General features: G+C 35.1%; 13 protein-coding genes and 6 pseudogenes. 15 read left to right on the top strand and 4 right to left on the bottom strand.

The genetic code is table 11. The features are described from left to right. Window positions 1–11: 11 nt before the first annotated feature. From panD to M44_RS22175, 14 genes and pseudogenes are all read left to right on the top strand, one after another. Window positions 12–377: pseudogene (gene panD / locus M44_RS22155) on the top strand (aspartate 1-decarboxylase); the annotation flags it as partial. 340 nt (window positions 378–717) lie between these two features. Next, window positions 718–1,302, top strand: a complete 585-nt coding sequence (locus tag M44_RS25195) for an exonuclease domain-containing protein (RefSeq protein WP_010173154.1) — start codon at window positions 718–720, stop codon at window positions 1,300–1,302. Between the two features lie 158 nt (window positions 1,303–1,460). Continuing rightward, window positions 1,461–2,378, top strand: coding sequence for a DEAD/DEAH box helicase (locus M44_RS25200; protein ID WP_010173156.1), 918 nt, complete (start codon window positions 1,461–1,463; stop codon window positions 2,376–2,378). Window positions 2,379–2,401: 23 nt separating this feature from the next. After that, complete coding sequence (locus tag M44_RS25205) at window positions 2,402–3,127, top strand: bifunctional ATP-dependent DNA helicase/DNA polymerase III subunit epsilon (protein WP_010173157.1); 726 nt, start codon at window positions 2,402–2,404, stop codon at window positions 3,125–3,127. A 47-nt stretch (window positions 3,128–3,174) separates the two neighbouring features. Beyond that, window positions 3,175–3,503, top strand: a pseudogene (locus M44_RS28185) (helicase C-terminal domain-containing protein). 71 nt (window positions 3,504–3,574) lie between these two features. Further along, window positions 3,575–3,802, top strand: a complete 228-nt coding sequence (locus tag M44_RS09930) for a hypothetical protein (protein ID WP_010173160.1) — start codon at window positions 3,575–3,577, stop codon at window positions 3,800–3,802. A gap of 188 nt (window positions 3,803–3,990) precedes the next feature. Continuing rightward, window positions 3,991–4,413 (top strand): hypothetical protein, encoded by a 423-nt coding sequence (locus M44_RS09935; RefSeq protein ID WP_237705258.1) that lies wholly within the window; start codon window positions 3,991–3,993, stop codon window positions 4,411–4,413. Between the two features lie 189 nt (window positions 4,414–4,602). Further along, entirely contained in the window at window positions 4,603–4,773 is a 171-nt protein-coding gene (locus M44_RS26195) for a YpmA family protein (protein ID WP_010173164.1), read from the top strand. A gap of 13 nt (window positions 4,774–4,786) precedes the next feature. Beyond that, entirely contained in the window at window positions 4,787–5,260 is a 474-nt protein-coding gene (locus tag M44_RS09945; protein WP_010173166.1) for a cell wall elongation regulator TseB-like domain-containing protein, read from the top strand. 16 nt (window positions 5,261–5,276) lie between these two features. Further along, complete coding sequence (locus M44_RS09950) at window positions 5,277–6,473, top strand: pyridoxal phosphate-dependent aminotransferase (protein ID WP_010173168.1); 1,197 nt, start codon at window positions 5,277–5,279, stop codon at window positions 6,471–6,473. Between the two features lie 115 nt (window positions 6,474–6,588). Continuing rightward, window positions 6,589–7,880, top strand: a pseudogene (gene asnS, locus M44_RS22165) (asparagine--tRNA ligase). A gap of 159 nt (window positions 7,881–8,039) precedes the next feature. Continuing rightward, window positions 8,040–8,747 carry a DnaD domain-containing protein gene (locus tag M44_RS09960; protein WP_010173170.1) on the top strand — a complete coding sequence of 236 codons (708 nt, stop codon included), beginning with the start codon at window positions 8,040–8,042 and terminating at the stop codon, window positions 8,745–8,747. A gap of 20 nt (window positions 8,748–8,767) precedes the next feature. Further along, window positions 8,768–9,437, top strand: a pseudogene (gene nth, locus M44_RS22170) (endonuclease III). After that, on the top strand, window positions 9,427–9,873 hold the full coding sequence (locus M44_RS22175) for a YpoC family protein (RefSeq protein ID WP_010173177.1): 447 nt from the start codon (window positions 9,427–9,429) through the stop codon (window positions 9,871–9,873). The pseudogene nth and the gene M44_RS22175 overlap by 11 nt, the downstream one beginning before the upstream one ends. 108 nt (window positions 9,874–9,981) lie before the next feature. Here M44_RS22175 and M44_RS25215 read toward each other — a convergent pair whose 3' ends face one another. The 4 genes and pseudogenes from M44_RS25215 to recU all read right to left on the bottom strand — a co-directional run bounded on the left by M44_RS25215 (window position 9,982) and on the right by recU (window position 13,247). Continuing rightward, a complete protein-coding gene (locus M44_RS25215) occupies window positions 9,982–10,203 on the bottom strand; it encodes a hypothetical protein (protein ID WP_010173179.1) in 222 nt (73 codons plus the stop codon). A 274-nt stretch (window positions 10,204–10,477) separates the two neighbouring features. Next, a complete protein-coding gene (locus M44_RS25220; protein ID WP_010173181.1) occupies window positions 10,478–11,578 on the bottom strand; it encodes a penicillin-binding transpeptidase domain-containing protein in 1,101 nt (366 codons plus the stop codon). Between the two features lie 161 nt (window positions 11,579–11,739). Further along, window positions 11,740–12,597 carry a transglycosylase domain-containing protein gene (locus tag M44_RS25225; protein ID WP_010173183.1) on the bottom strand — a complete coding sequence of 286 codons (858 nt, stop codon included), beginning with the start codon at window positions 12,595–12,597 and terminating at the stop codon, window positions 11,740–11,742. Window positions 12,598–12,636: 39 nt separating this feature from the next. Next, window positions 12,637–13,247, bottom strand: a pseudogene (recU, locus tag M44_RS09985) (Holliday junction resolvase RecU). Window positions 13,248–13,447: 200 nt separating this feature from the next. On the opposite strand from recU, the pseudogene M44_RS22185 reads away from it, so the two are divergent. Continuing rightward, window positions 13,448–14,343 (top strand): annotated as a pseudogene (locus M44_RS22185) (DUF2515 family protein). The last annotated feature ends 149 nt before the right edge of the window (window positions 14,344–14,492 follow it).

The following is a 14,492-nucleotide window of genomic DNA, read 5'->3' on the forward strand; positions in this document are numbered from 1 at the left end:
GAGGAAACATCATGTTTAGAACAATGATGAACGGTAAGATTCACCGTGCGACAGTAACGGAGGCTAATCTTAATTATGTAGGTAGTATTACAATTGATGAAGATATATTAGATGCTGTCGGGATGCTACCTAATGAGAAAGTGCAAATTGTAAACAATCATAATGGAGCAAGATTAGAAACGTATACGATTCCGGGTGAAAGAGGAAGTGGGGTCATATGTTTAAATGGTGCAGCAGCAAGATTAGTACAACCAGGTGATACAGTAATTATCATTTCTTATGTTATGTTATCTGATGAAGAAGCAAAGAATCATCAACCTAAAGTTGCCATCATGAATGAGAAAAATCAAATTAAAAGAAATGATCCATGCAGAACCACCTCATACGGTTTTAGTATAAGTAGAAAAAAAGGAAGCCCTATTCTAAAAGGTGCTTCCTTTTTTCTTGGCTCTGTTAAACACCGCTGTTAATTTCCCAAAATGACTTAACTTTCCACTGGGCATTGCCACCGACTGCTCAGAAAATGTTGTGCATTTCCTGACGAGTCTTCGCCATTTTGCTCCAATCAACAGCTGAAATTCAACAAAAATCAACATTCCTCTTTAACAGAGCCTTTCTATTTAATCTAAGTGAATATTATTGTATGCAGTAAAAATGGGGGATAATATGGTACACTAACTATCATATATATTAGTTTGATTTAAAGGTTGTGACAGTATGAAAACACATCGATACGTAGTAGTCGACCTTGAAACTACAGGTAATTCACCTAAGAGAGGCGACCGTATCATTCAATTATCTGCTTGTTTAATTGAACATGGAGAAATAGTAGAGCAATTTACATCATTTTTGAATCCCAATAAAACAATTCCTATATTTATTGAAGAATTAACGGGTATTACTCAACCAATGGTGGACGATGCACCAAATTTTGAACAGATTGCTCCTAAATTAATTTCTATGTTAAATGATTCTGTATTTGTTGCCCATAATGTAACCTTTGACCTTAGTTTTTTACAATGGGAACTTCACGCAGCTGGATATAAAACATTTCAAGGACCAATACTTGATACGGTTGAATTAGCAAAAATTTGTTTTCCAACGTCTAATTCTTATAAATTAGGAGATTTATCTGAAAAATTTAATCTTCTTCATGAACGCCCTCATCAAGCCGATAGTGATGCTTTAGCTACCGCTAAGTTATTATTGTTATTTAAGGAGAAACTCATTTCGTTAAGAAAAACCACATTATCTAAAATGTATGATTTATCCTTTGGGCTAAAAGTAATGTTTCCCTATTAATTGATGAGGTAATAGAGCGTAAGGGTGAATTAGAATCTCCTTTAGAATCTCATTTAGAAGAATTTAAAGGACTTATTCTAAAGAAAAAGAGGGGTATTCAACAAGTTGCTCTTTCAATTCCTGACTATCCAATAAACGAACAAGAAAAGATAGCTTTATTGAAAAAAGCCTATTCTTCATACGATAATCGAATAGATCAACTAAAAATGATGGATCATGTGTATGAACAATTTAGTCAAAAAGAGTCAATGGTTATTGAAGCTGGCACGGGTATGGGGAAGACTATGGGTTATTTATTACCATCTGCTTACTATGCGCTAGAGCATAACAAAAGAGTCATTATAAGTACATATACAAACCAACTGCAGGCTCAGATACTATATAATGAAATCCCAAAATTAAATAACATGTTGTCATTTCCTATTCATGTTTCTATTTTAAAAGGTAGAACACACTATTTAGATTTATTTAGATTTGAACAGTCATTATACGAGAATGAAAAGCAATTTGATGTTGTATTGACAAAACTGCAAATACTAGTGTGGTTAACGGAAACGGAAACGGGAGATGTTGAAGAATTAAATCTAACGAGCGGAGGATACTTGTTTTGGAATAGAGTAAAATCCTCAAGCTATATGATTGACGAAAAGTCTAATCCTTGGTACTCATATGATTATTATGAACATGCAAAAAAACAAGCGACAAAAGCCAATATAGTCATTACTAACCACCATATGCTTATACAAAGCTTATCCCAAGAAGATTCATTTTTTGCTGACTGTAGCCATTATGTCATAGATGAAGCCCATCATTTAGAGGAGGTTACTCAAAGGTTTTTGGGTGCCAACTTATCCTATATTGGGTTTAAAAGTAGCATGAACACTCTTGGCACACTTGATTCTCCAGGACTTTATTCAAAGTTAGTTCATTTACTTGAAAAATTAGGTCTTCATAGTATTAGAGAAAGCTATGAATTGGATATGGCTCTTTCAAGCTGTTACGGCGTAATAGAAGACTGGTTTGGCTTTATAGGGAATAATGCATTATATACATCAGGAAAAAAACAAACGAATTAAAAAAAGAATTAAAAGAAGAGCTTATGAAAAAAGACAGGCTGGAAGATTTTTATGCCATTTCAAGTGAAGTGTTGAAAGAAATGAAATACGTGCATGCTGAACTGAATCAATTAATTGAGACGGTTCAACGAGATGACGTACGATTAATTGAAAAAGAGATTGCATTCTTAGAAGAGGTGTATAATTTCTTACACAAGTGGACGTTAGATGTGCAACTATTCCAGCGTTTATTTCGTAATAATGACCAATACATTGAAACAGTTGAAGGAGATACTCGCTCAATTCCTACTAGTATAGAGCTACATGAAATACCTATGGGTACTGAGAATGTAGTAAATCAAACTCTTCTATCAAAAGGGGCCGTCATTTTTACATCTGCGACTTTAACGATTAAGGGATCTTTTGACTTTTTCTTGAAAAATCTTGGGATTGGGAACAATATAAAGACGGAGGTTTTCCAATCACCCTATAATTATAAAGAAAATTCTCGATTGATCATTGCGAAAGATATGCCAGATGTAGGTAAGGTTAAGCTATCAACTTATGTGGAGTCTTTGGTTAACCACCTAATCCCACTTGCTGAAACCACAAAGGGTAGAATGTTAATTTTATTCACCTCATATGAAATGTTACGCTTATCGTATGACTTGATGAAAGAAAGTGGCACCTTAGATGATTATGTACTTATGGCACAAGGGATTACAGGTGGTAGTAAAGAACGGTTAACGAAAAACTTACCAAAAATTTAGAAAAAGCGATTTTATTTGGTACGAATACATTCTGGGAAGGTATCGATATTCCTGGTGAAGATTTATCATGCCTAGTCATGGTCCGTCTTCCGTTTAGTCCACCTGATGATCCATATATTAGGGCTAAAAGTATGGAGTTGAAGAAAGAGGGTAAAACTCTTTTATGGAGTTATCATTACCAGAAGCAGTCATTCGTTTCAAGCAAGGTATTGGTCGATTAATTCGCTCTCAGCATGATAGAGGATTAATTATTATTTTTGACCGAAGAATTATAGAAGCAAGGTATGGTCAAGAGTTCTTACAGTCAATTCCTGAAATTCCAATGGTAGAAGCAGATGTGAATGAAATGATTTCTTTGTCTCAACAATTTTTATAAGAAGCTAATAATTTTCGTTGAAAAACAAAAGCTAACCGTTAGAAATAGTCAGCATGAAGGAATGACATAGGATGAGAATTAAAATAGTACTTCTATTTTCTATAGTTTATTTTTTGATTACAAACCAAGCGATAGGTTCGGCACTTCCAGAAAAATCCGAAATTGATATGAATGTGGATAGTAACGAATTTGCTGTTACGTTCTTTCCAATTGGAACATTAGAAAGTGGGATTATTCAACTTGAAAATAATCAAACGATTTTGATTAATGGTGTCACAGTAGAGAAAGAAAAGAATTAAATAAATATTTAAGTCAGTATGGTATTACTTCTATTCAAACATTGTTAATCACAAAGCCACTGGATTTAAAAGAAAGTGCTCTAGTAAACGTTTGTGAAACGTATGACATTGAATCCATTTTGATCTCCCAAAAGAACTATTCTTACGTGAAGGACCTTTTATCCTCACTTTCTGTAGAATATTTAGACATGAATATGTCATTATCTTTAGCAAATGGAATCTCCATTAAAAATTTATATGAAAATGATAAGGGAATGAACTTTTTAATTGGTAGTAGGGAACATCAGCTTTTGTGGCTAACATCACTAAATAAAGTTGGAGAAAAAGTTCATTTAACTCAACCTTTATCAGGCGTTGATGTGGTTAAATTTCCTAGAGATCGACAATCGCATATTACAAATCAATTTTTTACACATTTAGATCCTCAAACAGCTGTTTTGATACAAAATAACGATAAAAAGTTGGATGAGGAATTATTGGAGAATATTCATGAGTATTGGGTCGACGTTTACTACACTGGTCAACATGGTCTCATCTCCATAAAATTTGCTGAATCTCAATATGAAGTATTGACATTTCCTGTGAAATCTCAAACAACAAAAAAAGACTAACCCATACTGTGGTTAGTCAAAATTTGTGTGTGTGGATTAGAATTAGTTAATTTGATGTATGATTGACAAACATTTTTGGTGAAATCATTGATATAATGAACGATAGAGATTCGTTGTACTATATAGTGTGTCTCGTTATAATGAGCTTATGAGTAACAAATATTGTGAGGCATGAGGAGGAAATTTTGGTTGGAGAGTAAAATAAATATTTTATCAAGTGTAACAATAGAAAATTCTAAAGATTTATACAAAGTAGTGGATGTATTAAATCGCACCTTAAAACGAGAAAACTTAATGTTTGGACTAGCTTTAGATCAAGAAGAGCAAGACAAGGCTGTCTTTACTATATATCGTACATAAAAGAGTGAAGCTAATGAAAAAATCGGTCCTAATCATAAGCGTACTAATTATTGTTGTCTTTAGCGTAATGGCAATCATTTATTCAAATGCCAGAAAACCATATGTTTCTACAGAAGAAAAAGCAAGAGAATTTGTAGTAACACAATTGAATTATCAATCCACACAGGATATTTATATTTACCACGGAACAGAAACGATTCTAAGTGTTGTAGGAATAAATGAAAATGGTGAAAAAGAAGTGGCTTGGTTTTCAGAAGATGGTCAATCGGTTGAAACAAGAAATTGGGCAGATGGTATATCAAAAGATGAAGCGAAACGTATGCTACTTAATGAAAAACCAGATGCTGAACTCCTTTCGGTGACTTTAGGGATGGAAAAGGTGGGTCCTATTTGGGAACTTTCTTACTTGGATGAGGATAATCATTTAAATTACTATTACATCGTATGGGAAACCGGTGATTGGTGGAGAAAAATTGAAAACTTATAGAGAGAGGGAAGTCTAAATGAAAAAACAAATGTTAGCAAACCGTGTTCAATCTTTAACACCTTCGTCAACATTAGCTATAACAGCCAAAGCAAAAGAACTAAAAGCACAAGGTAAAGACGTAATAGGACTTGGAGCAGGTGAGCCTGACTATAATACTCCACAACATATTATTGATGCAGCATATGATTCCATGACAGCAGGTCATACAAAATATACTCCTGCTGCAGGTCTTGTGACATTAAAACAAGCCATTATTGATAAATTAAAAAATGATCAAGGTTTAGACTATGGATTGAAAAATATCATCGTAACAAGTGGAGCTAAACATGCGTTATATACCCTTTTTCAAGTGATATTGAATGATGGGGATGAAGTTATTATTCCAACACCATATTGGGTAAGTTATCCTGAACAGGTGAAGCTAGCTGGTGGAACACCGGTTTACGTTGAAGGAAAAGAAACTAATTCTTATAAAATTACTCCTAAACAACTAGCCGACAGCATTTCAGAAAAAACAAAAGCAGTGATCATTAATTCCCCGTCTAATCCAACAGGAATGTTATATTCTCGTGATGAATTAGCAGAACTAGGTAAAGTATGTTTAGAACATGATGTACTGATTGTATCTGACGAAATTTATGAGAAATTAGTGTATTTTGGGGAAACACATACTTCTATCGCTGAACTATCACATGACTTAAAGGAACAAACCATTATTATAAACGGGGTTTCTAAGTCTCATTCCATGACAGGCTGGAGAATTGGCTATGCAGTAGGGAACAAAGATATTATTAGTGCGATGAGTGACTTAGCTAGTCATTCTACTTCGAACCCAACAACCACATCTCAATATGGTGCGATTGCAGCTTATTCAGGTACGCAAGAGCCTGTAGAAGTCATGAGAAATGCATTTGAAGAAAGATTAGACATCATCCTACCGAAGCTACAAAACATTCCTGGTTTTAGCTGCTTAAAACCACAAGGAGCATTTTATCTGTTTCCAAATGTTAAGGAAGCAGCTATTAGGACTGGTTACACTAATGTGGATGAATTTGCGACTGCTTTACTAGAAGATGGCAATGTAGCTGTGATTGCTGGCTCAGGATTTGGTGCTCCTGACAATATACGCTTATCTTATGCTACTTCATTAGATGTGTTAGAGGAAGCTGTTTCTAGAATTCATCAATTTGTAGAAACAAAACTAGCTAAATAATAGCTAGTTTTGTTTTTAGCATTGTATAGATTTCTGTCGAATTGTATAATGAAAAAATCAGTTGTATAATATTTTATAATACATATGAGTTTTAGCTTTATTTGGAGGTTTTAGTGTGAAAACAACAATTTCAGAAGTAAAACAATTTGTTGGTAAAGAAGTGACGATTGGCGCTTGGATTGCTAACAAACGTTCAAGTGGAAAGATTGCGTTCCTACAATTACGTGATGGTACTGGATTTATTCAAGGGGTTGTCGTAAAAGCAGATGTAAGTGAAGAAGTATTTCAGTCAGCAAAGTCTATCACTCAAGAATCTTCTCTATATGTAACGGGTGAGGTTCAAGAAGATGCAAGATCCCCATTTGGTTTTGAACTATTAGTTAAGGATATTAAAATCATTCATGATTCTGTCGACTTCCCAATCACACCAAAAGAACATGGTATTGAGTTCTTGATGGATAACCGTCATTTATGGTTACGTTCTCGTCGTCAGCATGCCATCATGAAAATCAGAAATGAAATTATTCGTGCAACGTACCAGTTTTTCAATGAAAATGGATTTGTAAAAGTCGACCCACCTATTTTAACAGGTAGTGCACCAGAAGGTACATCCGAGCTATTCCATACTAAATATTTTGATGAAGATGCTTATCTTTCTCAAAGCGGTCAATTATATATGGAAGCAGCTGCAATGGCTCTTGGAAAGTGTTCTCATTTGGTCCAACGTTCCGTGCAGAAAAATCTAAAACTAGACGTCATTTAATCGAGTTTTGGATGATTGAACCAGAGATGGCGTTTTATGAATTTGAGGATAACTTAAAAGTACAAGAAGATTATGTGTCATTTATTGTACAAGCTGTCCTTGAAAACTGTAAGTTAGAGCTTGAGCGACTTGGACGAGATACAAGCAAGCTTGAAAAAATTAAAGCACCTTTCCCACGAATTTCTTATGACGAAGCGATCAAGTTTCTTCATAAGAAAGGATTTGACGATATTGAGTGGGGAGACGATTTTGGAGCACCTCATGAAACAGCTATCGCAGAAAGCTATGATATGCCTGTTTTCATTACACATTATCCAACAAGTTTAAAACCATTCTATATGCAACCAGATCCAAATAGAGAAGATGTTGTGTTATGTGCTGATTTAATCGCACCAGAAGGATACGGAGAAATAATTGGTGGTTCTGAACGTATTCATAATTTGGAACTATTAAAACAACGTATTGATGAGCATGGATTAGATACTGAAGCTTATAAGTGGTATGCTGAGTTAAGACAATTTGGGTCAGTACCACATTCTGGATTTGGTCTTGGATTAGAAAGAACGGTCGCATGGATAAGTGGTGCAGAACATGTTCGTGAATCTATTCCATTCCCTCGTTTATTAAATCGTTTATATCCTTAATGCATAAGTATCTTTAAACCGTTCTATTGTGCGAACCATCCGGTTTTAGAGAAATAGCCATATTGATTAACAGGCCACCTACAATTGTTGTAAGTGGCCTGTCTAATTTGAGTTTCTAGTCTATACATCATGATATACTCATAAGAGAGGTGTCTAATAATGAATGAAAATAAATTACTAATGACGTGGATAGATGAAGGGAATTTACAGGTTCCACAATTGCTCTTCAGTAAATACAAGAAGTTGCAGCTTAATGAGGTCGAACTTATGGTCATTTTGCAAATCTTATCCTTCCAACAGAAAGGGATTAGATTTCCGACTCCTGAACAGTTATCCTCTAACATGACGATTTCAAGTAGTGAATGTGCATCTATACTTCGAAAATTATTTCAACAAAATATTATTCAAATCGAAGAAGGAACTTCTATTGAAGGTATACGATTTGAACAATATTCACTTCAATCCCTTTGGGAACGGATCGTGGAATTGTTACGTACTGAAAAAAAAGCGGAGGAAAAGGATAAGTCAGTACAATTGGAATCCAATCTCTACTCTATTTTTGAACAAGAATTCGGTAGACCTCTTTCACCAATCGAGGGAGAGACTTTAACCATGTGGATTGACCAAGATGAACAAGACCCAATGATCATCAAAGCCGCTTTAAGGGAAGCAGTCATTTCAAATAAATTAAATTTCAGATATATTGATCGAATACTATTTGAATGGAAGAAAAATGGAATTACTACCGTTGACCAAGCAAGAAATCAAAGTGAACAGTTTAGACAGCAAACTAGAAAGGATCAACCAAACACAACTAGTCAGCCATCTAAAAAAACCGTTCCATTTTATAATTGGCTTGAGCAGTAGTGAAAGTAGGGTGAAGTAGATTGTTAACCTTAAAACAAATAGAATACGTTGTAAACACGATGGGAGACATGTATCCTGATGCTCATTGTGAGTTGATTCATGATAACCCATTTGAATTAGTTATAGCTGTTGCTCTATCTGCTCAGTGTACGGATGCTTTAGTAAATAAAGTAACAAAAAACCTTTTTACAAAAATATAAAACACCTGAAGATTATCTCAAGGTTTCGTTAGAAGAATTACAGCAAGACATACGTTCAATAGGTTTATATCGTAATAAGGCAAAAAATATTCAAAAACTATGTAGGCAGATCTTAGATCATTTTAATGGAGAAGTTCCTAGAACGCGTGAAGAGCTAGAAGAATTAGCAGGGGTTGGAAGAAAGACGGCTAATGTAGTTCTATCTGTTGCCTATGACGTACCTGCTATTGCAGTAGATACGCATGTTGAAAGAGTGAGTAAGAGACTAGGTATATGTAAGTGGAAGGATAGTGTCCTAGAAGTTGAAAAGACGTTGATGAGAAAAATTCCAAGTGAGAAATGGTCTGTGACACACCATCGTTTAATTTTCTTTGGAAGGTATCACTGCAAAGCACAAAACCCGCAGTGTGAATCTTGTCCACTATTAGAGCTATGTAGAGAAGGAAAGAAACGGATGAAGAAAAAGGGTGTGTCCATCAGTGAAGGTTGATTTCTCTAAAGGAAAAAAGCTCATTTTAGAAACTCAAAACAACAGTGTAGGAGAACATACCAAATTCAACTATCCTTTTTACACATCAGAAATAAAAGGTCTACAAGGCAGTTATTATTCAAACATTCAACGAAATTATAGAGTGTGGAACGAGTTGAAAGATGAGATTTCACAAACGATACAAGACAAGAGTCATTCAAAAGGAATGATCATTGGAATGACATTATTTATTGAAATGATGTATTGGACTAATAATAAAGTGGTTCATGCAGATTGGGCCGAACGATTACAAACCCTTATTTTTGTTCCTTTGAATGTTTCGGAGCGTCTTTCATTTATCCAAGAACGCCCTTATTCCTATCAGTCCTTTAAACAACTTCATGAGTTAATTCAAGAGCAAATGAAAAAGGCAGCTAAACAACATATAAACAATTAGACCTAACTACTGAGCTTAGTTAGGTCTAATTGTTTAAGTATACCCTTTAAGAAAAAGGAAAGAAGGTGCAAAAACATGTGGTTTTTTGCACCTTCTTTTACCTTCTTATCAATCATCTTCACGAACGGCATCTGAGGATGCTGGTTGATCTTCTCCATCTTCAGGTTCTTCATTATCCTCTGACTCTTCGTCGTCGTTATTCTCGTCACCATTGTCGTTCTCATCATCGTTGTCGTTTTCATTACCTTCATCGTCGCCATTCTCATTTTCCGGCTCCTCTTCAACTGGAGGTAATATTTCATCTACTAATGAATCTTCGGGTTCTTCCAATTCGGGTATGTCAATGGAGACAGTGACGGCTTCACTTTCTTCATCATCGCGTATAGCTTTTAGTGTAAACTGATAGGTTTGCCCAGGAATTGCATTTTCAATTGTAGCCTGTAGCTTGTCAGTTGTAGCTAATTCAGTAGGAGTATTATTACCACTCGCTCCAGATAATACAAATTGAACTCCATCAACATCATCAGGGTAACTCCAATTTAATTGAATGGCTAAATTATCAGGAACATATTCAGCACTAAATCCAGCGGGTGCTTCAAGTTTATCAAATTGCTCTGTAAACTTTTTTTGGTTCTGTTCCTTTTACAAACAATTCGTACGTAATTTGATTTTCCGGTGTGAAGTCACTTGGAAGTGCAGCAGGGTTGCTTCCTATTTCAACAGGTGATTCAACAACAGATCCTGGTTTTTCAAAGTCACTTGTAGCAGTTCGTTCAGATAGATAGGTCATAATGTATTTGAACATTTGTTTTGAAATACCTTGGTCGTCCTTTGTTAAATAGTTCTTTCGTTCATCAAATCCTACCCAAATGGATGCTGTGTAATTGGTAGAATAACCAACAAACCAAGAATCTGGTGCGGCTCCGCTTGGAATGCCGTAATTTGATTTTTCATCACTAGAGTAATTAGTTGTTCCAGATTTACCAGCTAAAGGTACGCCAGAAACAGCAGCAGATGTGCCTGTTCCATAGTTGATTACATCCTTTAACATATCCGTTATCATATAGGCTGTATAATCTTTCATGGCAATTACTGGTTCTGGACGCAGATCAATAGAAGTACCATCAGCTAGTTCAACACGAACTACTGTATACGGTTCATTATATATTCCACCATTTCCAAATGCAGCATAGGCTCCTGCCATGGACATCGGATCTTCACCTTTGACCCCACCAATGGCAGCAGCTGAAGGTAAGTCTTCCCCAAAATCAAGGCCTAATTTCTTTACAAATTCTTTAGCTGTGCCTTTTCCGACGGTTTCAAGTGTCTTTACAGCTGGTACATTTCGAGAATCTTGAAGAGCATATCGGATGCTCATTTGACCTTTAAAACGACCATCGTAATTATTGACAGGAATATCTGTACCTTCGTAATTATATGGTTCATCGACAATTTGCTCATAGGTTGACCATTTTAATTCTTCAATAGCAGGAGCATAGTCAAGAAGAGGTTTAATGGCTGAACCATTTTGACGTTCTATTTCTGTTGCGCGGTTTAATAGTCGCTCTCCTTCTTGATTCCTGCCACCACCAATGGCTCTAACAGCACCACTTGTTGTATCTAGTACTGTAATTCCTGCTTGTAGCTTATCAGGAACGATTGTTGCATTGTCGCCACTTCGTAGATAATTTTCATAATTTATCACTTCGTTTGTATCCAATACTTTATTAACGTAATTTTGCGCGTTTGTATCTAACGTGGTATAGATGGTTAACCCATCTGTTGCAACATCTAAATCCGTTTTCCGCTCGATTTCATCAATGACAGCATCAATAAAGGCGTTATAATTAGGTTTATCGCTCTCAACTATCTCTGGATTTTAGAAAGAGTTTCATCAATTGGTATTTCTTTTGCCTGATTAAATGTTTCTTCCGTTACCATGCCTTGTTCTTTCATTAAACTAAGAACAATGTTTCTGCGATCCATAGCTTTTTCAGGGTTCTTAAAAGGTTCGTAATTATTTGGACTTTGAGGCATCCCTGCTAACTGTGCTGCTTCATGTAATTCTAGTTCACTAATATCTTTACCGTAATAATATTCTGCAGCAGTACCTAATCCGTATATGCTACCACCCATATAAATCTTATTTGCGTACATCTCAAAAATTTGTTCTTTTGAGTATTTTTGTTCTAATTGAATCGAAATCCACGCTTCTTGAGCTTTACGCTCTAGTGTTTTATCGCTAGATAAGAAAAAGTTCTTAACTACTTGCTGAGTTATAGTTGAAGCCCCCTGAGAACCGAAGCCATCTGTAAAGTTTGCAATAACCGCTCCGCCTAATCGAATAGGATCAATTCCATTATGTTCAAAAAATCGAGCATCCTCGGTTGCAATAATAGCATCAATCATGACTTGTGGGATTTCATTATATTCAACGTAAATTCTATTTTCGGCACCCCAACGTTGAATTTCTTGCCCTTCCATGTCTAGGAAAGTAGTAGAACTAATAATATTCAATGATTCTTCATCAAGAGAAGGAGCTTTACTTACATAATAAGCAAATAATCCAACTCCAGTAGTAAAACCTATTAGCCCTAAAATAAATACAACTAAGATCACTTTTTTAAAGAGTGATCCTTTTGCTTTTTTGGGCGCTTTTTTACTTTTTGATTGTTGTTGGATAGCTTTACGTCTTTCTTCACGTGTTTGATATTTATCAGCCATAACAAGATGACCTCACTTTCTTACAAAAAATAGAAGTATTTATACTAGATGTTTTTCCACGATATCTAAATAGTCTAACCTTGGAAAGTATTGAAGTGGAATGGTAAATGCATGATCGTCTAACTCTTTTTTTGAAATAGATTTTCTTCCGCCTTGTTCCATACGCGTCCAAAAGGAATATAAAACAGTAAAAGGTAATAAGAAGACTTCCTCGGTTGAAGAGAATCGAATGATGACAAACGCAATCCCATGTTGATCGACAACTCTTTTCATATGGTCGATTTGGTGTGTATGAAAATTAGATAGAGGAAACGATGTAGAGCTTTTCGTTTCTTTTGCTTCAAAGTCTAGGTACTTCCCATTATATACCCCATTATAATCAGTAGTAGATGCTTGTTTAAAATAAGCTTCTTTAATAACTGCTGCACTTCTTTTTGGGTAGTCAACCTTTACAATTTGTACAGGGGTTGGTTTCTTATGTATGACCGCTCTACCTGTTTCTAAGTAAAATGTATTGGTTTCGTTTAAATCCTCTTCTAGCGTCATGCCTCGGTTGCTATAAGAGATGGAGGATTTTGAATCTACCTTTTTAGAGACTTTATTATCTTTATTGTTTGTAAATTTTTCCCATTAGGGTAATGGAATGTCAAACTATCACCTCTCAAACTACACATTATTCTAACAGAATGTACTTGAAAATGTTCGAATAAATTTTATCATTTCACGACAACATAAAGGAATAATGACTAAAGAAGGCGATTTGATGAATGAATTTGCACGTTTTCATGGTTTTTTACATAATATCTCTTCTTTAGAAGAAGAGATGATACCTCAAATTGAGTATTTAACAATGAAGTGGAATCTTGATAATATATCAAGAACCAAAGCTTATCAACTATTCTTTTCTGCTTTTCCAGAGGTACATTGGTCTTTCTTAGCTAGTATGGTTTCAAGGAACGCAGGGTGGAACATGACAGATCTTGAGGGTTCTGTATTTTCTAAGCTTCTTTCAAGTAAACATCGACAAGAGCTTTTTAGCACGTACGAAAGGGCGAACTGGCATATCTTTCATGATGCGTTCCCACAATTATTACTATATGAGTATTCGACGAAACTACAATGTGAAAAGTTTCATTTATTAAAAAAATTTAATGTTTCCAGCTATATGGAGGATGAGTGGAACTATTTTTATAAACATAAGGATAAAGAACGATTAGTCAATAGTCTCATTATTAATGAACAAAATTTAATACAACACCCACTTATACAACATCCTTACTATAAAAAAATATTTTTGGAAGCTTTTTGTTCTTATTTCAAGATTGGTTTCACTTTAGTACGGTGATTTTTCCAACGCTGCATGGTAAATTATATGGCTATACGGTCCGAGATTTTACCAATCTTTCAAAACGAATAGAATTAGGGAAGAAATTGTATAGCATTTTGTTTCACAAGGATTTGCATGAGCATTTTTTACAATTTAGTAGAAGAGAGGAGCATTCAGGGTCAAGATGGGACTACGAAAAATATATCGGATGTAAAACATCTGTATCCCCCATTTTACGCTTAACATTTCCTATTGTAAGTCATCATATCCATACCCAACCTGACTGGTCTAAAAACTCTAAGATTAAGAAAGCCTGGGTTCAACCTGTCAACCCTGTAGAACACCCTGAATTAACCGATTGGTTCATTCGTAAAAGAAAGGAGTTATTGATTGCTTCATTATTGTTTTCAACTAAATAGTAAAGGTATAAGAGTAAGTACTAGAAAGAAGAGGCTGACTCAAAAGATCGTTTAAAGACGATTTTTTTGAGTCACCTCTTTTTTTATTTTAGAAATTTTACATCTATTCATTTTGACAGGTTGATTCTCGCTGTAGGTGCGAAAATCCC

It is taken from the genome of Bacillus coahuilensis m4-4 (assembly GCF_000171615.1).
Classification (GTDB): domain Bacteria; phylum Bacillota; class Bacilli; order Bacillales; family Bacillaceae_K; genus Bacillus_T; species Bacillus_T coahuilensis.

Excerpts from the sequence above, each read along its gene's own strand:
- M44_RS25225 (WP_010173183.1), bottom strand. The coding sequence starts at position 12,597 with ATGGCTGATAAATATCAAACACGTGAAGAAAGACGTAAAGCTATCCAA.
- M44_RS09960 (WP_010173170.1), top strand. The coding sequence starts at position 8,040 with ATGAATGAAAATAAATTACTAATGACGTGGATAGATGAAGGGAATTTA.
- M44_RS25195 (WP_010173154.1), top strand. The coding sequence starts at position 718 with ATGAAAACACATCGATACGTAGTAGTCGACCTTGAAACTACAGGTAAT.
- M44_RS25205 (WP_010173157.1), top strand. The coding sequence starts at position 2,402 with ATGAAAAAAGACAGGCTGGAAGATTTTTATGCCATTTCAAGTGAAGTG.
- M44_RS09930 (WP_010173160.1), top strand. The coding sequence starts at position 3,575 with ATGAGAATTAAAATAGTACTTCTATTTTCTATAGTTTATTTTTTGATT.
- M44_RS09945 (WP_010173166.1), top strand. The coding sequence starts at position 4,787 with ATGAAAAAATCGGTCCTAATCATAAGCGTACTAATTATTGTTGTCTTT.
- M44_RS09935 (WP_237705258.1), top strand. The coding sequence starts at position 3,991 with ATGAATATGTCATTATCTTTAGCAAATGGAATCTCCATTAAAAATTTA.
- M44_RS09950 (WP_010173168.1), top strand. The coding sequence starts at position 5,277 with ATGAAAAAACAAATGTTAGCAAACCGTGTTCAATCTTTAACACCTTCG.